Below are 18,721 nucleotides of genomic sequence, written 5' to 3' on the forward strand. Positions count from 1 at the left end.
ACATAGGAATCAGTCCCTCGAAGCCAGGCTCACGCAAGGATTCGCCCATGTCTCGCTGGTTCACGCACATCACCGCACTACTGATTTTCACCCTCGCCCTCGGCGCTTGCAGTCGCGTCGGTCTGGCCTATCGCAATCTCGACGTCATTATTCCGTGGACGCTCGGTGATTACCTGGACATGAACGGCGAGCAGAAAGACTGGTTCAACGAACGCCTCAAGGACCACCTGAGCTGGCATTGCACCACGCAATTGCCGGGTTATCTGGACTGGCTTGATCGCCTGCAGAGCATGGTCGAAACCAATCAGGTCACCGATGCTGCGTTACAGGCGCGCACTACGGAAGCCAAGCAGGCGATTGCCGAAACAGCGAAGGAAATCACGCCTTCGGCCATTGAGTTGTTGCAAGGTCTGGATGACAGGCAAGTGGCCGAGATGAATGACGCGTTTGCCAAGGATCTGCGCAAGCGTCAGCAGGAATACCTGAAACCACCGCTTGATCAACAAATTGCCGAGCGTGGCGCACGAATGGTTAAACGCTTGAATGACTGGCTCGGCCCCTTGAGCGCCACCCAGGAACAGCGAGTCATGGCGTGGTCGACCGCGCTGGGCGATCAGTACACCCAATGGATTGCCAACCGCGCCCATTGGCAGAAGCAGTTCAGTGCAGCAGTGGCGCAACGTAAAAGCCCCGAATTCCCACAGAGAATCGAGACGCTTCTGGTCAATCGCGAGAGCTTATGGACAGCGGATTACCGCAAGGCCTTCGCCGAAACTGAAGCGCAGGGACGTTCACTGGCGGTTGACCTGATGGCCGAAAGTACGCCGCAACAGCGTCAGCGGTTATTGAAGAAGATCGAGGGTGTGCGTAAAGACTTCAACGACCTCAAATGCCTCAAGGCCGCGCAAAAAACCTGAACATACCCGAATCCAATGTAGGAGTGAGCCTGCTCGCGATAGCGGACTTCCAGTGACATCAATGTTGACTGGAAGAACGCAATCGCGAGCAGGCTCACTCCTACAGGGGGATCCGCGTGAACTCAGGCGATCTGGGCTTTTGAAGCCACTTCATCAAACGTCGCCTCAGCCAGCGCATCGTCCTGTTCATCCAGCACCTGACGCGGGTGATCATTGCCGGGAATACTGCTGTCGATCAGGCTCAGCAGGCTTGAGCCGCGCGGGGTCAGGACAAAATTGTTTCCGGTGCTGCCCTCCTCATCCGGGCGCGGTGCGATATAGCCGCGCAGGAGCAACAACCTTTCATAGTCGCAAGCCAGCGTTTTCAGGTGATCAAGGTTCTCGATCGGCTCGCCGGCGCTGGCTTTCTCGGCCGCATAGTCTTCGGCATAAGCCCGTGGGGCAAAGCTGTGGCCTGCGCTGTTTTGCACTTCGTGCAGCAAGCGTTCAATCAAATCCCAGTTATAAGTCGTCATCCTGATACAACCTCCGGTGCGCATGATTTATGGCGCGTTCATAGGTTGTGACCGGAGCCGTTCTCAGCCGTTCAGCCGCATTTCCCGAGCCGACCGACCGGCGGTCTGTCGATTTCCCGCTGGGTTAAACGACTAGTCTGAAAGTGCCGCCTTCAACCCCGCAGGAGAAATCATCATGAACGTTGAGAATCATCCGGTGGTATCGCGCGAAGAATGGCTCGCCGCCCGTAAGCAACACCTCTCTCACGAAAAAGCCTTCACCAGGGAACGCGATCGCCTCAGCGCTGAACGTCGCGCCTTGCCTTGGGTGAAGGTCGACAAGGACTACCACTTTCAGGGGCCCAACGGCGAATTGAAGCTGGCCGACCTGTTCGGCAAACACAGCCAATTGGTGGTTTACCACTTCATGTTTGCCAAGGATTGGGAGGAAGGTTGCCAGGGTTGCTCGTTCCTCAGCGACCACATTGATGGCGCCAACCTGCATCTGGCGCATCACGATATTGCGGTGGTTGCTGTGTCTCATGCGCCGTTCAACGAGTTTCAGGCATTTAAACAGCGGATGGGCTGGAAGTTTGACTGGGTGTCTTCAGAAGGCTGCGACTTCAACTATGACTTCGGAGTTTGCGCACGGGCTGAAGATGTCGCGGCGGGAAAGGCTACGTACAATTACGAAAAGACTGACAGCGCCGAGGAAGAAATGCCCGGCCTGAGCGTGTTTTATCGTGATGCAAAGGGCGACATATTCCACACCTACTCAACCTATGCCCGCGGTCTTGACATGCTGGTTGGCGCCTACAACTACCTCGATCTCACGCCCAAAGGCAGGAATGAGGACGAGATCATGGAGTGGGTTCGGCATCATGATCGCTATGCGTTAGCGACAAAATCCAGTTGCTGCCACGGAAACTGAAAGCCCTTTGTGGGAGCGAGCAAGCTCGCTCCCACAGAGTGTGAACTTTTCGCCAGTTTCGCCGCTCAACCGGTTAACCGCCTTAACCGGAACTGAGGCCTGCCCCGATGAAAACCCTGATCAAGCTTACCCTCGCCGCCACCCTCGCCTGCGCCCTGCCCGTCTGGGCCTGCACGCCGGAAGAAGCCACCGCCAAACGCGAACAATTAGCCAAGGAAGTCTCGAAGCTGACCGAGCAGAATCCGGCAAAGGCCAAAGAGATCAATGCCGAATTGCAGAAGATGGATCTGGGTACGGCCAGTGCGGATCTACCGGATAAATGCCAGTTGATTGATCAGCGCTTGAGAGAACTGAATTCTGCCGAGAAGAAGACCGAGGGCTAACAGCAAGATCAAAAGATCGCAGCCTTCGGCAGCTCCTACACAAAACCCTGTAGAGCTGCCGAAGGCTGCGATCTTTTGCCACTAAAAATGCATTAATGCATTTATTTATTTGCATTAATGCATATCCCTGACTAGGGTTACCTCGAGCAAGGAGATCGGAACCGGCCACAGAAGATGGCAACCGTTAAGCACCGATCGCTCGGCAACACTGCTACATCCACACAAGCTGGACGCTTGTTTTCACTCATGGAGGATTGAAGAATGTTAACCACCGCAGCAACACAATTCACCGGCGAATCACTGCCAAGGTGCCTGGCCGGTCACCTGCTCGACCCGCAACTCACCGAAGTCGAAGCCGCTGAACAAATCAGCCCCCTCGCCGCCGGCAGCCTCAACTTCAACATGCAGAAACAGACCCAGACCAACTGGTGCTGGGCCGCCGTTTCCGCCTCGGTCGGCAACTATTACGGCACCGGCAACTGGACTCAGTGTGGTGTCGCCAGCACCCAGCTCGATCGCAATTGCTGCAATCAGCCGGGGCCGTGCAACGTTTACGGCTATCTGGATTCGGCCCTGCAAACCACCCGCAGCTACAACGGCATGAATCAGGGTTCGCTACAGATGTCGGCCATTCAGAACCAGATCAGCATGGGCCGTCCTGTCGGCTTGCGCTGCGGCTGGTACGGCGGTGGGGCGCATTTCCTGACGATTTACGGCACCAACGGCGATTACCTGTTGGTCGCGGACTCGATCTACGGCTATTCGACCCGTGCGCTGAACGCGTTCCCCCGCGCCTACAACGGCGGCGGCAATTGGACTCACACTTACTTCACCGTGAAAAACTAGGAGGGCGACATCATGCAACTGACTTATCCAAAGGCGCCTTCCAACGGCGTTCAGACTTTGCGCCCGGCGCTGCAAGCCGCGCTGCAAACCCAGGGCTTTGGCGCCAATCGCCAGTTCGCCAACACGGCACCTGCAAAAATCAGTCTCAGCGAAGCCTATCGCGGCTACTCGTTGAACCTGGAGGACCTGAGCCACGGCAAAGGCCTGAAGGAGGCTCGCCTCGGCGACTGGCATTACCTGGTATTTGCCGACGGCGTGACGATTGCCGATGCGCAATTGGCTGAAGTGCGCGGTCACGTCGAGTTCGCCTCGTTGAACCACGGCGATCACGCCGCCGCGACAGTGGGAGCGTTGAAACTGGCAGAGCAAGCGCCGCAACTTCAGGGCAAGACCGTTGAGTTGCGCGTGCTGTTTGTCTCGGCCCTGCACGTTGTCGCGATCTGGCTGCATGCCGACGGTGAAGACGTGCTGATCCCGATCGAGCCGACACCCAAGGAATTGGCGGTTACCGGGTTGTACAGCGAAGCAACACTGCTCGGCGCATTGAAACCGGCAGCGAATCAAGCCAAGCGGCGCTTTGACGCCGACACCAGTGGCCAACTCGGCAACTGATGGACGAAAAAAAACCGGACACTGTCCGGTTTTTTTTTACACGTCTGAAACGCTTTACTCAGCCGCAGGCTCTGCTGGCTTGCGGCGTTTCAGCGGCGCCATGCCGTCACTGCTCACCAACGAGTCCGGCTTCGGACGGTTGGCGCTCTTGCGCTTGGTCGGCGTCTTGGCGGCAGTTTTCTTCTTGTCGCCTTTGGCGTCAGTCTTTTTCTTCTTCACGCCAACGGCTTTGCCCGAGGCCTTGACCTTCTTCGGACCGCCATAGACGCCTTTGACTTCCTTGATGGTGCGACGCTCGAAGCTCTGCTTGAGGTAGCGCTCGATGCTCGACATCAGATTCCAGTCGCCGTGGCAGATCAGCGAGATCGCCAGACCGTCGTTACCGGCACGGCCAGTACGACCGATGCGGTGCACGTATTCGTCGCCGCTGCGTGGCATGTCGAAGTTGATCACCAGATCCAGGCCATCAACGTCCAGACCACGGGCCGCGACGTCGGTCGCCACCAGAATCTTCACGCCGCCCTGCTTCAGACGGTCGATCGCCAGTTTGCGATCCTTCTGGTCTTTCTCGCCGTGCAGCACGAACGCTTTGTATTCCTGAGCCACGAGGCGGCCGTAGATGCGGTCGGCCATGGCGCGGGTGTTGGTGAAGACGATGGCCTTCTGATAGGTCTCGTTGGCCAGCAGCCAGTTCACAATCTGCTCTTTGTGCTGATTGTGGTCGGCGGTGATGATTTGCTGACGGGTGGTCGAGTTCAGCTGGCTGACCGCGTTGAGCTGCAAGTGCTCAGGGTTGTTCAGCACCTTGGCGATCATCTCGCGCAGGCCGGAACCACCGGTGGTGGCGGAGAACAGCATGGTCTGCTGACGGTTCGGGCATTCGTCGACCAGACGCTGCACGTCTTCAGCGAAACCCATGTCGAGCATGCGGTCGGCTTCGTCGAGCACCAGCACTTCGACTTCTTTGAGGTCGAGGTTGCCGGCGTTGAGTTGCTCGATCATCCGGCCCGGGGTGCCGATGAGGATGTCCGGCACTTTGCGCAGCATCGCGGCCTGGACCTTGAAGTCTTCACCGCCGGTGATCAGGCCGGACTTGATGAAAGTGAACTGCGAAAAGCGCTCAACTTCCTTCAGCGTCTGCTGGGCCAGCTCGCGGGTCGGCAGCAGGATCAGCGTCTTGATGCTGACGCGAACCTTGGCCGGGCCGATCAGGCGATTGAGGATTGGCAGAACGAAAGCGGCGGTTTTGCCGCTACCGGTTTGCGCCGTCACCCGCAGATCACGCCCTTGGAGCGCCAGCGGAATGGCCGCGGCTTGCACAGGCGTTGGCTCGACAAATTTCAGCTCGGCCACAGCTTTAAGCAGGCGTTCGTGCAGGGCGAATTGGGAAAACACGGGTGCTACCTCGAAGATATGCAAAAAAACAGCTGCATAGGTTACCGGTTTCGAGCGCTCAGGCCGAGTTTCTTTATGCAAACGGACGCAATCAGTGGCTTTTTTGTTGCTCGATTTGTCTCCAACGGTAATACACGGCGTCTTAAATGCTCTAATCGCCCATCGCGTCTTAATAGAAGAATCGTTACTCATATGGATTTCAAACAGCTCTGGCTCAACGCCCAGGACCTCTGGGGCACCCTCGAACAGCATCCACTTTTGCAGGCCGGCCTCGCCCTGACGCTGCTGCTGGTGATCGCGCTGGTGCTCGGACGAGTGGCGCGTTACCTGATCCTGCACGCCAGCCGCATGCTCGGCCGCCAACCGGCGCTGCACTGGATCAACGACTTCCGGCACAACAAGGTGTTTCAGCGCCTGGCGCAGATGACGCCGTCACTGGTGATCCAGTTCGGCCTGCACCTGGTGCCGGAACTGAGCAAAACCGCCATGACCTTCCTTGGCAATGTGGCGCTGTCGTTCACCATTCTGTTCCTGCTGCTGTCGATCAGCGCCCTGCTCAATGCCCTGCTCGACATCTATGCACGCACCGAACACGCGCGCACACGTTCGATCAAAGGCTACGTACAACTGGCAAAAATGGTTTTGTACGTATTTGGCGCGATCATCATTGTCGCGACGTTGATCGACCGTTCACCGTTGTTGCTGCTCTCGGGTCTGGGTGCGATGTCGGCGGTGATCCTGTTGGTTTACAAGGACACCCTGTTGTCGTTCGTTGCCAGCGTGCAGTTGACCAGCAACGACATGCTGCGGGTCGGCGACTGGATCGAGATGCCGCAGGTCGGCGCCGATGGCGATGTGGTCGACATCACCCTGCACACGGTCAAGGTGCAGAATTTTGACAAGACCATCGTCTCGATCCCGACCTGGCGGCTGATGTCGGAGTCGTTCAAGAACTGGCGCGGCATGCAGCAATCGGGCGGACGGCGGATCAAGCGCAGCCTGTTCATCGATGCCAGCGGTGTGCGTTTCATTCGTGATGACGAAGAAGAAAAGCTCTCGCAGGTGCACTTGCTGACCGATTACATGAGCCGCAAGAAAGCCGAGCTCAAGGCGTGGAACGAGGCGCAGGGCAATGTCGCGGCTATGTCGGCCAATCGCCGACGCATGACCAATATCGGCACGTTTCGCGCGTATGCACTGGCGTATCTGAAGAGTCATCCGGAGATTCAGCCGAACATGACCTGCATGGTCCGGCAGATGCAGACCACCGCGCAGGGCATTCCGCTGGAAATCTACTGCTTCACCCGCACCACGGTGTGGGCCGATTACGAGCGGATTCAGGGGGATATTTTTGATTATCTGCTGGCGGTGCTGCCGGAGTTTGGCTTGAGCCTGTATCAGCAGCCGAGTGGTGGGGATTTGCGTTCCGGGTTGCTGCCGACGGTGCTTGGCGCGGCCAGCATTCCCGAGCCGCAGAAACACCTCCTGTAAAACACAATTCCCCTGTAGGAGCTGCCGAAGGCTGCGATCTTTAGACTTTAAAGATCAAAAGATCGCAGCCTTCGGCAGCTCCTACACCGGATCATGCGGTGCGGCGAATGCCCAACCGGCTGATCCAGACCGCTGCCAGGATGACGCTGCCACCGAGGAACAATCTTCCAAGTTCCTCATGCTGGTTCCAGATCAGCAGATTCAGCAGCAACCCCACGGGCACATGCAGGTTATTCATCACCGCCAGCGTGCCGCCGTTGACCATGCACGCGCCCTTGTTCCACCAATACATGCCCAGCGCGGTCGAGACCAGACCGAGGAACAGCAAAACGCCCCACTGCAGCGGTGCTTCCGGGAGGAAGTTCGCTTTGCCGAACATCAGGAATGCAGGCAGCACCACCGCCAGCGCGCCGAGGTAGAAGAAGCCGAAACGCCGGTAATGCGGCAGATCGCTTGGGTGTTTCGCCACCAGATGCTTGTACATCACCTGCCCTGCCGCGTAGGTGAAGTTGGCCAGTTGCAGGAGCAGGAAGCCCATGAAGAAGTCCGGGCTGATGCTGTCGAAACGAATCACCGCCGCCCCGCCCACCGCCACCAGCGCCGCAATCAGCGCCCATGGATTGAAGCGGCGGTTCAGTGCATCTTCGATCAGCGTCACGTGCAGCGGCGTGAGAATGGTGAACAGCAACACCTCCGGCACCGTCAGCACGCGGAAGCTCAAGTACAGACAGACGTAAGTCACGCCGAACTGCAACGCGCCGATCACTAGCATGCCGCGCATGAACGAAGGTTCGACCGAGCGCCAGCGAGTCAGCGGGATAAACACCAGCCCGGCCAGCACCACACGCACCAGTACCGCGAAGTAACTGTCGACATGACCGGCCAGGTATTCGCCGATCAGACTGAAGGAAAACGCTTGGATCAGCGTGACAAAAAGTAGATAGCCCATGCTCGCCTCGAAATCGAATGGCGGCGACGATAGCGGTTTTCTGGTCTCACTGCGAATAGCCGGAAACACAAAATCCCCCTGTGGGAGCGAGCCTGCTCGCGAAGGCAGAGTGTCAGACGGCAAATACTTGTCTGATACACCGCTTTCGCGAGCAGGCTCGCTCCCACAAGGAGTTTTGCGTCGTTCAAAAAACACAGGCAAAAAAAAGCCCGATCTCGCTAATGCGTTCAATCGGGCTACAGCACTCAGGAGCAACAAGTGCAAAGGGAGGTTCGATGCGCGTAGAGCCTTGAAGGGGTTGCGCCAGGTCACTAGACCATCCAGCGATTATCTGGCGATTAACATATCAAGCGACCTGGGACAGCTTGGCGTTGGCCTGATTCAGACCTTTCTCCTGGAAGTCGCCACCGAGGTTCATGCCCTCGGCGTGAATGAACGTCACGTCGTTGATGCCGATGAAACCCATGACCTGACGCAGGTACGGTTCCTGATGATCCGCCGGGCCGCCGGCGTAGATGCCGCCACGAGCGGTGAGCACGTAGGCACGTTTGCCGCTGAGCAGGCCTTGCGGGCCGGTTTCGGTGTACTTGAAGGTCACACCGGCACGCAGCACGTGGTCGAGCCAGGCCTTGAGGGTGCTCGGGATCGCAAAGTTGTACATCGGCGCGGCCATCACCAGCACGTCGGCGGCGAGCAACTCATCGGTCAATTCGTTGGAACGGTCCAGCGACGATTGCTCGTTGGCGTTGCGCTGCTCGGCGGGCTTCATCCAGCCACCCAGCAGGTTGCTGTCCAGGTGTGGTACCGGGTTCGCGGCGAGGTCACGTACGGTGATCTGATCGTTGGGATGCGCAGCTTTCCACTGACTGATGAAGGTCTGGGTCAGTTGACGGGATACCGAGTCTTGCTGGCGGGCGCTGCTTTCGATGATCAGAACGCGGGACATGGTGTGTAGCCTCCATCCGAGAATGTTGTAGGTCGATGGAGTGAAGGTTAAACAGAGTTGAATCGATGAAAAAGCGCAAATAATTGCTGCAAAGCATCGAATAATTCGTTTAGATGCTGAACCATGCTCCTGTAGGAGTGAGCCTGCTCGCGATAGCGGTGTGTCAGCTACATCTGTGTTAACTGAAACTCCGCTATCGCGAGCAGGCTCACTCCTACAGGGATCGGTGTTATTTCGGGACGCAGGTCAGTTTGATGCGCAGCTTGATGATCTCGCGGGTGAACTTGGCCGTGGCGTTTTTATGTTTGCCGGCCGGTACATCGATTGTGCGGGTGCGCGGCGCTTCCGGGCCATTGCTGAACACCGCTTTGCAGGTCGCGTCGACATCACCGTAGTTGGCCACCCGAATCGAGCCGATGTCGTTATCGGTGTCGAAGGTCTCGTAGTCGATCTTCATGCCGTTGAGTTCTTTCTGCACATCGATCGGGTACGCAAAAGCCGTCAGCGGTAGCAGCGCCAGCAGCACACAACAGAATTTTTTCATTCGGCAGTCTCCATGAGGGACGGCCAGCTTAGGACAAGAGGAGCTATTGATGAAAGCGCCCCGCGTGACCCTTGATCAATGGCGAACATTGCAGGCCGTGGTCGACCACGGCGGATTCGCCCAGGCCGCCGAGGCCTTGCACCGTTCGCAATCGTCGGTGAGCTACACCGTCGCCCGCATGCAGGACCAGCTCGGCGTGCCGTTGCTGCGCATCGATGGGCGTAAAGCCGTGCTCACCGAGGCCGGCGGCGTGCTGCTACGTCGCTCGCGGCAACTGGTGAAACAGGCCAGTCAACTGGAAGACCTCGCCCATCACATGGAACAAGGTTGGGAAGCCGAGGTGCGGCTGGTAGTCGATGCGGCCTACCCGAGCGCGCGCATCGTCCGCGCATTGACCGCGTTCATGCCGCAGAGTCGCGGCTGCCGCGTGCGTCTGCGTGAGGAAGTGTTGTCGGGTGTCGAGGAAGTGCTGCTCGAAGGCGTGGCCGATCTGGCCATCACTGGCCTGAGCATTCCCGGTTACCTTGGTGCGGAGTTGAGCGACGTCGAGTTTGTCGCTGTCGCCCACCCCGATCACCCGCTGCATCGGCTCAATCGCGAGCTGAGCTTTCAGGATCTGGAAACCCAGATGCAAGTGGTGATTCGCGACTCCGGCCGCCAGCAACCGCGGGACGTCGGCTGGCTCGGCGCCGAGCAGCGCTGGACCGTCGGCAGCCTCGCCACGGCGGCCACATTCGTCAGCAGCGGCCTCGGTTTTGCCTGGCTGCCCCGGCACATGATCGAGCGGGAACTAAAAGATGGTTCGCTCAAGCTGCTACCGTTGGACAGGGGCGGCAACCGCAATTCCAGCTTCTATCTGTATTCGAACAAGGACAAACCCCTGGGCCCGGCCACGCAAATCCTCATCGAACTGCTGCGTACCTTCGACACCTTGCCGCTGGACGCCCCGTTCGCCGCCCCTGAACAAGCCTGACACGGAGTTCACCGATGGCGTATTTCGAGCACGATGGTTGCAACCTGCACTACGAGGAATATGGCCACGGCACGCCGTTGCTGCTGGTTCACGGGCTCGGTTCGAGCACGCTGGACTGGGAAATGCAGATCCCGGCTCTGGCCGCGCATTTTCGGGTGGTCGTCCCCGATATTCGCGGCCACGGGCGCTCGGACAAACCGCGCGAGCGCTACAGCATTGCCGGTTTCAGCGCCGACCTGCTGGCGCTGATCGAGCACTTGAACCTTGGCCCGGTGCATTACGTCGGGCTATCGATGGGCGGCATGATCGGCTTCCAGTTCGGCGTCGATCATCCGCAAATGCTCAAGAGCCTGTCCATCGTCAACAGCGCGCCCGAAGTCAAAATCCGCAGCCGCGATGACTACTGGCAGTGGTTCAAACGCTGGAGCCTGATGCGCGTGCTGAGTCTCGCGGCCATTGGCAAAGCGCTGGGCGGCAAACTTTTTCCGAAACCCGAACAAGCCGATCTGCGGCAGAAAATGGCCGAACGCTGGGCAAAAAACGACAAACGTGCTTATCTCGCCAGCTTCGATGCGATTGTTGGCTGGGGCGTTCAGGAACGACTTTCCCGGGTGACCTGTCCAACGCTCGTCATCAGCGCCGACCGTGACTACACACCGGTTGCGCTGAAAGAAACCTATGTAAAACTGCTGCCGAATGCGCGGCTGGTGGTAATCGCCGATTCGCGCCACGCCACTCCGCTCGATCAACCCGAACGCTTCAATCAAACGCTGCTGGAGTTTCTCGCCGCAGCCGATATTCAATCTCAGGATCACTGACCCATGCTGAAAAAACTCGCCCTCGCCGCTGGTACTGTGCTGTTTGCCGCCAACCTGATGGCTGCCACGCCGGCCAAAGCACCGCACGTGCTGCTGGACACCACCAACGGCCAGATCGAAATCGAACTGGACCCGGTCAAGGCGCCGATCAGTACCAAGAACTTTCTCGATTACGTCAACAGCGGCTTCTACACCAACACCATTTTCCACCGTGTGATCCCGGGCTTTATGGTTCAGGGCGGCGGTTTCACTCAACAGATGCAGCAAAAAGAAACCAAGGCGCCGATCAAGAACGAACACAAAAACGGTCTGGCTAACGTTCGTGGCACCTTGTCCATGGCTCGCACCTCCGTACCTGATTCGGCGACCAGCCAGTTCTTCATCAACGTCAAGGACAACGACTTCCTCGACCAAGGCGACGGCTACGCTGTATTCGGCAAAGTGGTCAAGGGCATGGACGTGGTCGACATCATCGTCAACTCGCAAACCACCACCAAAAGCGGCATGCAAAACGTGCCTGTCGACCCTGTGATCATCAAGTCGGCCAAAGTCATCGACTAAGCTGCACAGGGCGTATCGAGCGGCGTGAATTCAACCTCACGCCGCTCACACCGATAAAAGGAGAGCCCGTACTCCGGGCGGTTATCTGATGCTCTATCGCCGTTTCGAACAACTGATCGACATATTCCGTGAAGCCCCGACGGCGTCTCCGCCGGACCGCGTTCTCCCCTTCTATACCTATTACCTCAAGCAGGTCTGGCCAAGTTTTGCCGCCCTGCTCGTCGTTGGCCTGTTCGCCGCGCTGATCGAAGTGGCGCTGTTCAGTTACCTGAGCCGCATCATCGACCTGGCCCAAGGCACACCCAACCCGAATTTCTTCAGCGACCACGCCCTCGAACTGACGTGGATGCTGGTGGTTGCCCTGGTGCTGCGGCCGATCTTCTTCGGCCTGCATGACTTGCTGGTGCATCAGACCTTGAGTCCCGGCATGACCAGCATGATTCGCTGGCAGAACCACAACTACGTGCTCAAACAGAGCCTGAATTTCTTCCAGAACGACTTCGCCGGGCGCATCGCCCAACGCATCATGCAGACCGGCAACTCGCTACGTGACTCAGCGGTGCAGGCGGTGGATGCGCTGTGGCACGTGGTGATCTACGCAATCAGTTCGCTGGTGTTGTTCGCCGAGGCCGACTGGCGCCTGATGATCCCGCTGCTGACGTGGATCGTCGCCTACATCGGCGCGCTCTACTACTTCGTACCGCGGGTGAAAGATCGCTCGGTGGAGGCTTCTGACGCGCGTTCGAAACTGATGGGCCGCATCGTCGATGGCTACACCAACATCGCCACGCTGAAGCTGTTCGCCCACACCAATTTCGAACAGCATTACGCCAAGGAAGCCATCGAAGAACAGACTGTCAAAGCGCAGATGGCCGGCCGCGTCGTCACCAGCATGGACGTGGTGATCACCGCCATGAACGGCTTGTTGATCGTCGGCACCACGGCGTTGGCCCTGTGGTTGTGGACGCAGTCGCTGATCACTGTCGGGGCGATCGCCTTGGCCACTGGCCTGGTGATTCGCATCGTCAACATGTCCGGCTGGATCATGTGGGTGGTCACCGGCATTTTCGAAAACATCGGCATGGTCCAGGACGGTCTGCGCACCATTTCGCAACCGGTCAGCGTCACCGATCACGAGCAGGCCAAACCGCTGGAGGTGGCTCGCGGCGAAGTGCGTTTCGAGCACGTGGATTTTCACTACGGCAAGAAGCGCGGGATCATCGGCGACCTCAATCTGAACATCAAACCGGGCGAGAAAATCGGCTTGATCGGGCCGTCCGGCGCCGGCAAATCAACGCTGGTCAACCTGCTGCTGCGCCTGTACGACGTCGAAGGCGGACGGATTATGATCGACGGCCAGAACATTGCCGAAGTCGGTCAGGAAAGCCTGCGCGCGCGGATCGGCATGATCACCCAGGACACCTCGCTGCTGCACCGCTCGATCCGCGACAACTTGTTGTACGGCAAACCGGACGCGACTGATGCCGAGCTGTGGGATGCGGTGCACAAGGCCCGCGCCGATGAGTTCATTCCGCTGCTGTCGGACGCTGAGGGCCGCACCGGATTCGATGCGCATGTCGGTGAGCGTGGAGTGAAATTGTCCGGTGGTCAGCGTCAGCGCATTGCGATTGCGCGAGTGCTGCTCAAGGACGCGCCGATTTTGATCATGGACGAAGCGACCTCGGCACTGGATTCGGAAGTCGAAGCGGCGATTCAGGAAAGCCTGGAAACCCTGATGCAGGGTAAAACCGTGATCGCGATTGCGCACCGACTCTCGACCATCGCGCGCATGGATCGGCTGGTGGTGCTGGAGAACGGGAAGATTGCCGAGAGCGGCACCCATGCTGAACTGTTGGCTCATCGCGGGTTGTATGCACGGCTTTGGGCGCATCAGACCGGGGGGTTTGTCGGCATCGACTGACCCGTCCAGTCACCACAGCCCCCTGTAGGAGTGAGCCTGCTCGCGATAGCGGTGTGTCAGTCCCGTTAATGTCGGCTGACACACCGCTATCGCGAGCAGGCTCACTCCTACAGGTGCCATCGGCACAGGATAAAACCGCCACAGCCCTTTAACCACGGGCACTGGCGGTTTTTTTTGCATCTGGTGGAAATCCGTTAAGCCTGCTGTACTCAGCCGAGGTTCCGGAACGGAACCTGTAGTAAGTCTGCAAGGACGCACAACTCGATGCAGTCTCGATAGCAGGGCTATCAAGGACGCCTCTCATGTCTCTGTTCAAACGTTCAGTCACTGAGTTGTTGGGTACGTTCTGGTTGGTATTGGGTGGTTGTGGCAGCGCGGTGATTGCCGCGTCTTCACCGCTGGGAATCGGGGTGCTGGGGGTGGCCCTGGCGTTTGGTCTGACGGTGCTGACTATGGCGTTTGCCATTGGCCACATCAGCGGATGTCACCTCAACCCGGCCGTCTCGGTCGGTCTGTTCGTCGGCGGTCGGTTTCCGGCCAAGGAATTACCCGCTTACATCATTGCCCAAGTGCTCGGCGCGATTCTCGCGGCGGCGCTGATCGCCCACATCGCCAGCGGCAAGGAGGGCTTCGACATCGCCGCCGGCCTGGCGTCCAACGGTTATGGCGAACACTCGCCGGGCAAGTATTCGATGGCGGCAGGGTTTGTCACTGAGCTCGTGATGACCGCGGTGTTTGTGATCATCATCCTCGGCGCCACCGATAAACGCGCACCGCCGGGGCTGGCACCAATCGCCATCGGCCTGGGCCTGACGTTGATCCACCTGATCTCGATTCCGGTCACCAACACCTCGGTCAACCCGGCCCGAAGCACGGGACCGGCACTGATGGTCGGCGGCTGGGCGATTGCGCAGTTGTGGATGTTCTGGGTCGCCCCGTTGATGGGTGCGGTGGTCGGTGGTGGGATTTATCGGTGGTTGGGCAAAGAAGAAACCTGAGGGGTGCCTGAGATCCCCTGGTAGGAGTGAGCCTGCTCGCGATAGCGGTGTGTCAGTCAACATCAATGGCTCTGACAGATCGCTATCGCGAGCAGGCTCACTCCTACAAAGGATCTATGTCTGGCGATAAGGCAAGGCTGTTTTCGCTTCTTCGGCATACGCAAGGATGCCGGCACGTTCCTGTTGCAGGAAATCCTTCACCGCTGCTTTCAGACCCGGATGCAGCAGGTAATGCCACGAATGCGTGATCACCGGTTCGAACCCGCGAATCAACTTGTGCTCGCCCTGAGCGCCAGCATCGAAACGCTGATAACCCTGCGCAATTGCATAATCCATCCCCTGATAAAAACAGGTCTCGAAGTGCAGTCGATCAAACTCCGCCAGGCACCCCCAATAGCGCCCGTAGAAACTGTCGCCACCGACCAGACTGAAGGCCATTGCTACCGGCCGTGAGCCCTGTTTAGCCAGCACCACGCGGATTGCCTCGGGCATGCGCTCGGCCAACAGACTGAAAAATTCCCGCGTCAGATACGGGGTCTGACGGCGCACCGCGTAGGTATTGGCGTAACAGGCGTAGACGAAATCCCACTGCACCTCGTCCAGCTCGCGCCCCTCCAGCCACTCAAATTCAAAACCCTGCCCCGCCACCTGCTCGCGTTCCTTGCGCATCTGTTTGCGCTTGCGCGAACTGAGCACGTCGAGAAAGTCCTGGAAGTCGCGGTAGCCGCGATTCTGCCAGTGATATTGACAGCCGATGCGCTGCAGCCAGCCTGGCTGTTCGGCCATCGCAGCATCGGTGAAAGCGTCGGTGAAATTGATGTGCACGCTGGAAAGCCCTTCGATCTCCAGATAGCCCGGCAGGCTCTTGAGCAGTTCGAACCCGTCTTCGACATTGGCCGCCAACAGGCGCGGGCCGCTCACCGGACTGAACGGCACAGCGGTCAACAGTTTGGGGTAGTAATCGATGCCGGCACGGGCACAGGCGTCGGCCCAGCCGTGATCGAACACGTACTCGCCGTAGGAATGCCACTTGCGGTAACTGGGTAACGCGGCAATCAGACGATCGTCTTCGATGTGCAGCAAATGCTCAGGTTGCCAGCCGGTGTGGGGGCCGACGCTACCACTGTCTTCCAGCGCACTGAGAAAGGCGTGGCGCAGAAATGGCTGGCTTTCAGGCACTAGTGCATCCCAGCTTGCCGAGGCGATTTGCGACAGGTTTTGCAGGCGTTGCAACGGCATCAACGAGCTCTCCACGACAGGACTTCAGCGCCCGGCGAGTATCGCCGATTGCGCGGCATTGCACACCCGCAATCGGCCGGCAGCGCTCTAGATCAATAGTTCAGGGCGAATCGATATCGTCATCAACCTGCCATCACTGTGCCACTGCTCTGTCATAAACCACCGCGATACTGGCGCCTGTTTTTAGAGCGCCGGGTTCTACCCGGACACTGTTTTCCGACGTGCAAACCGTCGGTTGTGCCCCGGATGGTTCAGCCATCCCCTCTCATCTTCGGAGATTGCTATGCGTCTTGCTTCCACGAAAACTGCGGCGGCCCTGTGCGGTGGCTTGTTGCTGGCCATGAGTGTTCCGGCCAGTGCTGCAGTCGACGCCAAACTGCTCGACATGCTCAAGGCTAACGGTTCCATTTCCCAGGCGCAGTACATCGAACTGCAAACTGAACTGGCCAAGGATCAGAAGGCTCAGCAAATCGCGCAGCAGGCGCAGCAAGAGACCAACGAACAAGTCGCCGCCGTTGCGAAGAAAACCAACGAGCAAAGCGTCTTCGACCAGAAACTGGCCTGGGCGGCCAAGACCCAGTTCAAGGGCGACGTGCGTATCCGTCAGGAAACCATCAAGATCGACGGCGAGCCGAACAACGGCGGCCGCGACAAGGATCGTCAGCGCATCCGTGCGCGTCTGGGCGCCTACACCGAGATCAACCCACAGGTCGACACCGGCATCCGTATCGCCACCGGCGGCGGCGACGATGCCCGTTCGACCAACCAGGATCAGGACAACTACTTCGACAAGAAGCAGATCTGGCTCGACCTGGGTTACATCGACTACCACCCGGATCAGATCAAGAACCTGCACATCATCGGCGGCAAGATGCTTCAGCCGTGGGTCAGCATGGGCGACGTGATCTGGGACAGCGACATCAACCCGGAAGGTCTGGCCGTTACCTACAAATACCCGTTGGGCAGCAGCGCCGAACTGTTCGGCAGCCTGGGTAACTACAACCTCAAGGACAACGTTGACGGCGATGGCGTGCAATTCCGTCACGACCTGCGTCTGACCGCTGGCCAGTTGGGTAGCCGCTTCAACATCAGCGACAACCTGAAAGTGACCGTGGGCGGCAGCGTCTACGCCTACCAGAACGACGAAGACAGCCGCTGCACCGGCACTTCCACACCGTGCGCACTGGCGGTCAACGGCAACTCGGCCAACAACGAATTCCGTCTGTATGAAGGGTTCAGCCAGGTCGACATCGGCGGTCTGCCGATGCCATTGTCGTTCTACGGTCAGTACGTGAAGAACAACGACGCCGTGACCGATCAGGACACCGCATGGCTGTTGGGTGCCAAGTCGAAAGTCTTCGGCCTGAACCTCGATTACAACTATCGTGACGTGCAGCGCAACGCCGTGGTCGGCGCCTTCACCGACTCCGACTTCGCCAACGGCACTACCGGTTCCCGTGGTCACAAGTTCAAGGTCGGTTACGACATCGACAAGAACTTCGCCATTGGCGCTACGTACTTCCTGACCAAGGCCGACTTCGCCAGCCGTACCCAGCGTGATGCTGACGCCAACACCCTGCAGCTGGACGCGGAAGCCAAGTTCTAAGAAAACAGCGACAAGCTTCGAGCAACAAACTGCAAGTCACCGCTCCCCTTGCGACTTGTCGATCGAAGCTGATTTTCCTGCAGCCCGGTGCAGTTACAGCGATCCCCATCATCCGTTCGCTGACGCTGCACCGGGCTGTGTTTTTTACGGGCTATCGTCCCGCCGCTGCGCCGCCAGGCGTTCCGCCAAGGCATCCACGCCCTCTTCCGGTTGCTCCGGCAGCGCCTTCAAGGTGGCTTGCATCAAACGCATCTGACGAATGAAACGCCGGCAGTTCGGGCAAAACATCAGGTGATGACGCACCATCCACTTTTCACGAAAGCTCAACTGGCCATCGAGATAATCGCTGGATCGTGCCACTTGCTCCTTGCAGGTCAACATTCTCCTGTCTCCTCAAAATGCTCCACGGTCGCGAAGACTTTCAGCCGCGCACGATGCAGCAGCACACGGACATTGGAGAGCGAGATCTCCAGAAGATTACAGATCTCCTCCAACTCCAGCCCCTGCCGTTCTCGCAACAGCAAAACGCTGCTTTGCAGTTCCGACAGATTCAACAGGGTGTGCTCCAGACATTCGCGCAATTCGCTCTCGGTCAGCAGCGCTTCCGGTGTGTCCTGGTGCCAGGCGAACGGGGCGACCAGCCAATGGCCGTCACCGGAAGAAAAGCGGTCGTCATCAATGGTGCCGTGGGGCGATGGCAAATCATCCATCAACACTTCGCGGCGATTCAGTTTATAACGGCTTTTGGCTGAGTTGGCCGTGATGGTCAACAGCCAGGTCTTGAGACTGGAGCGACCTTCGAAGCTGCCGATATGGCGCACGACGGAAAGCCAGGCGTCCTGCACCACTTCTTCGACATGACGCTGGCCGACAATCGCATATGCCACGGCGCGCATGGCGCTCTGATAGGTCGTCACCAGTTCCTTGAAAGCCTGTTGTTCACCTGCCAGCAGGCGCACAAGCAGTTGGGTCTCGTCAGCCGCCATCCATCAATCCCCTTGTTCCGATTTCGAAAATGACGGCGGCAGGTCTTCACCTGCCGCCATTTCCGAAAAATTACAGCGTTTGAGCCGATTCGGATGTAGGAAAAGTCGGCG

20 protein-coding genes are annotated in these 18,721 nt (G+C 58.5%); 12 read left to right on the plus strand and 8 right to left on the minus strand.

What is annotated here, in order from left to right:
* The first annotated feature begins 47 nt into the window (after window positions 1–47).
* Entirely contained in the window at window positions 48–917 is an 870-nt protein-coding gene (locus ACI514_RS17960; RefSeq protein WP_160056650.1) for a DUF6279 family lipoprotein, read from the plus strand.
* A gap of 122 nt (window positions 918–1,039) precedes the next feature.
* Here ACI514_RS17960 and ACI514_RS17965 read toward each other — a convergent pair whose 3' ends face one another.
* On the minus strand, window positions 1,040–1,432 hold the full coding sequence (locus ACI514_RS17965; RefSeq protein WP_160056648.1) for a transcriptional regulator: 393 nt from the start codon (window positions 1,430–1,432) through the stop codon (window positions 1,040–1,042).
* A gap of 175 nt (window positions 1,433–1,607) precedes the next feature.
* On the opposite strand from ACI514_RS17965, the gene ACI514_RS17970 reads away from it, so the two are divergent.
* From ACI514_RS17970 to ACI514_RS17985, 4 genes are all read left to right on the plus strand, one after another.
* Window positions 1,608–2,342: a thioredoxin family protein gene (locus ACI514_RS17970; protein ID WP_160056646.1), complete on the plus strand. Its 735-nt coding sequence runs from the start codon at window positions 1,608–1,610 to the stop codon at window positions 2,340–2,342.
* A 107-nt stretch (window positions 2,343–2,449) separates the two neighbouring features.
* Window positions 2,450–2,725 (plus strand): hypothetical protein, encoded by a 276-nt coding sequence (locus ACI514_RS17975; RefSeq protein WP_160056644.1) that lies wholly within the window; start codon window positions 2,450–2,452, stop codon window positions 2,723–2,725.
* Between the two features lie 261 nt (window positions 2,726–2,986).
* A complete protein-coding gene (locus tag ACI514_RS17980) occupies window positions 2,987–3,571 on the plus strand; it encodes a papain-like cysteine protease family protein (protein ID WP_405122129.1) in 585 nt (194 codons plus the stop codon).
* 12 nt (window positions 3,572–3,583) lie between these two features.
* On the plus strand, window positions 3,584–4,183 hold the full coding sequence (locus ACI514_RS17985; RefSeq protein WP_405122130.1) for a hypothetical protein: 600 nt from the start codon (window positions 3,584–3,586) through the stop codon (window positions 4,181–4,183).
* Between the two features lie 54 nt (window positions 4,184–4,237).
* On the opposite strand, the gene ACI514_RS17990 is transcribed toward ACI514_RS17985, so the two are convergent.
* Window positions 4,238–5,578 carry a DEAD/DEAH box helicase gene (locus tag ACI514_RS17990; protein WP_405122131.1) on the minus strand — a complete coding sequence of 447 codons (1,341 nt, stop codon included), beginning with the start codon at window positions 5,576–5,578 and terminating at the stop codon, window positions 4,238–4,240.
* 192 nt (window positions 5,579–5,770) lie between these two features.
* Between ACI514_RS17990 and ACI514_RS17995 the strand changes: the two genes are divergently transcribed.
* Entirely contained in the window at window positions 5,771–7,069 is a 1,299-nt protein-coding gene (locus ACI514_RS17995; RefSeq protein ID WP_405122132.1) for a mechanosensitive ion channel family protein, read from the plus strand.
* Between the two features lie 91 nt (window positions 7,070–7,160).
* Here ACI514_RS17995 and ACI514_RS18000 read toward each other — a convergent pair whose 3' ends face one another.
* The 3 genes from ACI514_RS18000 to ACI514_RS18010 form a co-directional block, all read right to left on the minus strand.
* Entirely contained in the window at window positions 7,161–8,018 is an 858-nt protein-coding gene (locus ACI514_RS18000; protein ID WP_405122133.1) for a carboxylate/amino acid/amine transporter, read from the minus strand.
* A gap of 346 nt (window positions 8,019–8,364) precedes the next feature.
* Window positions 8,365–8,964: an FMN-dependent NADH-azoreductase gene (locus ACI514_RS18005; protein WP_110720045.1), complete on the minus strand. Its 600-nt coding sequence runs from the start codon at window positions 8,962–8,964 to the stop codon at window positions 8,365–8,367.
* Between the two features lie 229 nt (window positions 8,965–9,193).
* Window positions 9,194–9,508 carry a 3-phosphoglycerate kinase gene (locus ACI514_RS18010; protein ID WP_405122134.1) on the minus strand — a complete coding sequence of 105 codons (315 nt, stop codon included), beginning with the start codon at window positions 9,506–9,508 and terminating at the stop codon, window positions 9,194–9,196.
* A 49-nt stretch (window positions 9,509–9,557) separates the two neighbouring features.
* On the opposite strand from ACI514_RS18010, the gene ACI514_RS18015 reads away from it, so the two are divergent.
* From ACI514_RS18015 to aqpZ, 5 genes are all read left to right on the plus strand, one after another.
* Window positions 9,558–10,481, plus strand: a complete 924-nt coding sequence (locus tag ACI514_RS18015; protein WP_007914443.1) for a LysR family transcriptional regulator — start codon at window positions 9,558–9,560, stop codon at window positions 10,479–10,481.
* Window positions 10,482–10,495: 14 nt separating this feature from the next.
* Window positions 10,496–11,299, plus strand: coding sequence for an alpha/beta fold hydrolase (locus ACI514_RS18020; protein WP_160056630.1), 804 nt, complete (start codon window positions 10,496–10,498; stop codon window positions 11,297–11,299).
* A gap of 3 nt (window positions 11,300–11,302) precedes the next feature.
* Window positions 11,303–11,860 (plus strand): peptidylprolyl isomerase, encoded by a 558-nt coding sequence (locus ACI514_RS18025; RefSeq protein ID WP_405122135.1) that lies wholly within the window; start codon window positions 11,303–11,305, stop codon window positions 11,858–11,860.
* An 88-nt stretch (window positions 11,861–11,948) separates the two neighbouring features.
* Window positions 11,949–13,781 carry an ABC transporter ATP-binding protein gene (locus ACI514_RS18030; RefSeq protein WP_160056628.1) on the plus strand — a complete coding sequence of 611 codons (1,833 nt, stop codon included), beginning with the start codon at window positions 11,949–11,951 and terminating at the stop codon, window positions 13,779–13,781.
* A gap of 302 nt (window positions 13,782–14,083) precedes the next feature.
* Window positions 14,084–14,779, plus strand: coding sequence for an aquaporin Z (gene aqpZ, locus ACI514_RS18035; RefSeq protein WP_405122136.1), 696 nt, complete (start codon window positions 14,084–14,086; stop codon window positions 14,777–14,779).
* A 114-nt stretch (window positions 14,780–14,893) separates the two neighbouring features.
* On the opposite strand, the gene ACI514_RS18040 is transcribed toward aqpZ, so the two are convergent.
* Window positions 14,894–16,018, minus strand: a complete 1,125-nt coding sequence (locus ACI514_RS18040) for a GNAT family N-acetyltransferase (protein ID WP_405122137.1) — start codon at window positions 16,016–16,018, stop codon at window positions 14,894–14,896.
* A 283-nt stretch (window positions 16,019–16,301) separates the two neighbouring features.
* Between ACI514_RS18040 and ACI514_RS18045 the strand changes: the two genes are divergently transcribed.
* Window positions 16,302–17,624, plus strand: a complete 1,323-nt coding sequence (locus tag ACI514_RS18045; protein WP_077571572.1) for a putative porin — start codon at window positions 16,302–16,304, stop codon at window positions 17,622–17,624.
* Window positions 17,625–17,768: 144 nt separating this feature from the next.
* Here ACI514_RS18045 and ACI514_RS18050 read toward each other — a convergent pair whose 3' ends face one another.
* The gene (locus ACI514_RS18050; protein WP_160056620.1) at window positions 17,769–18,005 is read right to left on the minus strand and encodes an anti-sigma factor; all 237 of its coding nucleotides are present in this window, start codon (window positions 18,003–18,005) and stop codon (window positions 17,769–17,771) included.
* Window positions 17,999–18,610 carry an RNA polymerase sigma factor gene (locus ACI514_RS18055; RefSeq protein ID WP_405122138.1) on the minus strand — a complete coding sequence of 204 codons (612 nt, stop codon included), beginning with the start codon at window positions 18,608–18,610 and terminating at the stop codon, window positions 17,999–18,001. The genes ACI514_RS18050 and ACI514_RS18055 overlap by 7 nt, the downstream gene beginning before the upstream one ends.
* Between the last annotated feature and the right edge of the window lie 111 nt (window positions 18,611–18,721).

The organism is Pseudomonas sp. M20 (genome assembly GCF_045037865.1).
GTDB lineage: Bacteria > Pseudomonadota > Gammaproteobacteria > Pseudomonadales > Pseudomonadaceae > Aquipseudomonas.

Excerpts from the sequence above, each read along its gene's own strand:
- ACI514_RS18030 (WP_160056628.1), top strand. The coding sequence starts at position 11,949 with ATGCTCTATCGCCGTTTCGAACAACTGATCGACATATTCCGTGAAGCC.
- ACI514_RS18040 (WP_405122137.1), bottom strand. The coding sequence starts at position 16,018 with ATGCCGTTGCAACGCCTGCAAAACCTGTCGCAAATCGCCTCGGCAAGC.
- ACI514_RS18050 (WP_160056620.1), bottom strand. The coding sequence starts at position 18,005 with ATGTTGACCTGCAAGGAGCAAGTGGCACGATCCAGCGATTATCTCGAT.
- ACI514_RS18000 (WP_405122133.1), bottom strand. The coding sequence starts at position 8,018 with ATGGGCTATCTACTTTTTGTCACGCTGATCCAAGCGTTTTCCTTCAGT.
- ACI514_RS17970 (WP_160056646.1), top strand. The coding sequence starts at position 1,608 with ATGAACGTTGAGAATCATCCGGTGGTATCGCGCGAAGAATGGCTCGCC.
- ACI514_RS17980 (WP_405122129.1), top strand. The coding sequence starts at position 2,987 with ATGTTAACCACCGCAGCAACACAATTCACCGGCGAATCACTGCCAAGG.
- ACI514_RS17985 (WP_405122130.1), top strand. The coding sequence starts at position 3,584 with ATGCAACTGACTTATCCAAAGGCGCCTTCCAACGGCGTTCAGACTTTG.
- ACI514_RS18045 (WP_077571572.1), top strand. The coding sequence starts at position 16,302 with ATGCGTCTTGCTTCCACGAAAACTGCGGCGGCCCTGTGCGGTGGCTTG.
- ACI514_RS17960 (WP_160056650.1), top strand. The coding sequence starts at position 48 with ATGTCTCGCTGGTTCACGCACATCACCGCACTACTGATTTTCACCCTC.
- ACI514_RS18005 (WP_110720045.1), bottom strand. The coding sequence starts at position 8,964 with ATGTCCCGCGTTCTGATCATCGAAAGCAGCGCCCGCCAGCAAGACTCG.
- ACI514_RS18025 (WP_405122135.1), top strand. The coding sequence starts at position 11,303 with ATGCTGAAAAAACTCGCCCTCGCCGCTGGTACTGTGCTGTTTGCCGCC.
- ACI514_RS17965 (WP_160056648.1), bottom strand. The coding sequence starts at position 1,432 with ATGACGACTTATAACTGGGATTTGATTGAACGCTTGCTGCACGAAGTG.
- ACI514_RS17975 (WP_160056644.1), top strand. The coding sequence starts at position 2,450 with ATGAAAACCCTGATCAAGCTTACCCTCGCCGCCACCCTCGCCTGCGCC.
- ACI514_RS17995 (WP_405122132.1), top strand. The coding sequence starts at position 5,771 with ATGGATTTCAAACAGCTCTGGCTCAACGCCCAGGACCTCTGGGGCACC.
- ACI514_RS18020 (WP_160056630.1), top strand. The coding sequence starts at position 10,496 with ATGGCGTATTTCGAGCACGATGGTTGCAACCTGCACTACGAGGAATAT.
- ACI514_RS18015 (WP_007914443.1), top strand. The coding sequence starts at position 9,558 with ATGAAAGCGCCCCGCGTGACCCTTGATCAATGGCGAACATTGCAGGCC.
- ACI514_RS18010 (WP_405122134.1), bottom strand. The coding sequence starts at position 9,508 with ATGAAAAAATTCTGTTGTGTGCTGCTGGCGCTGCTACCGCTGACGGCT.
- ACI514_RS18055 (WP_405122138.1), bottom strand. The coding sequence starts at position 18,610 with ATGGCGGCTGACGAGACCCAACTGCTTGTGCGCCTGCTGGCAGGTGAA.
- aqpZ (WP_405122136.1), top strand. The coding sequence starts at position 14,084 with ATGTCTCTGTTCAAACGTTCAGTCACTGAGTTGTTGGGTACGTTCTGG.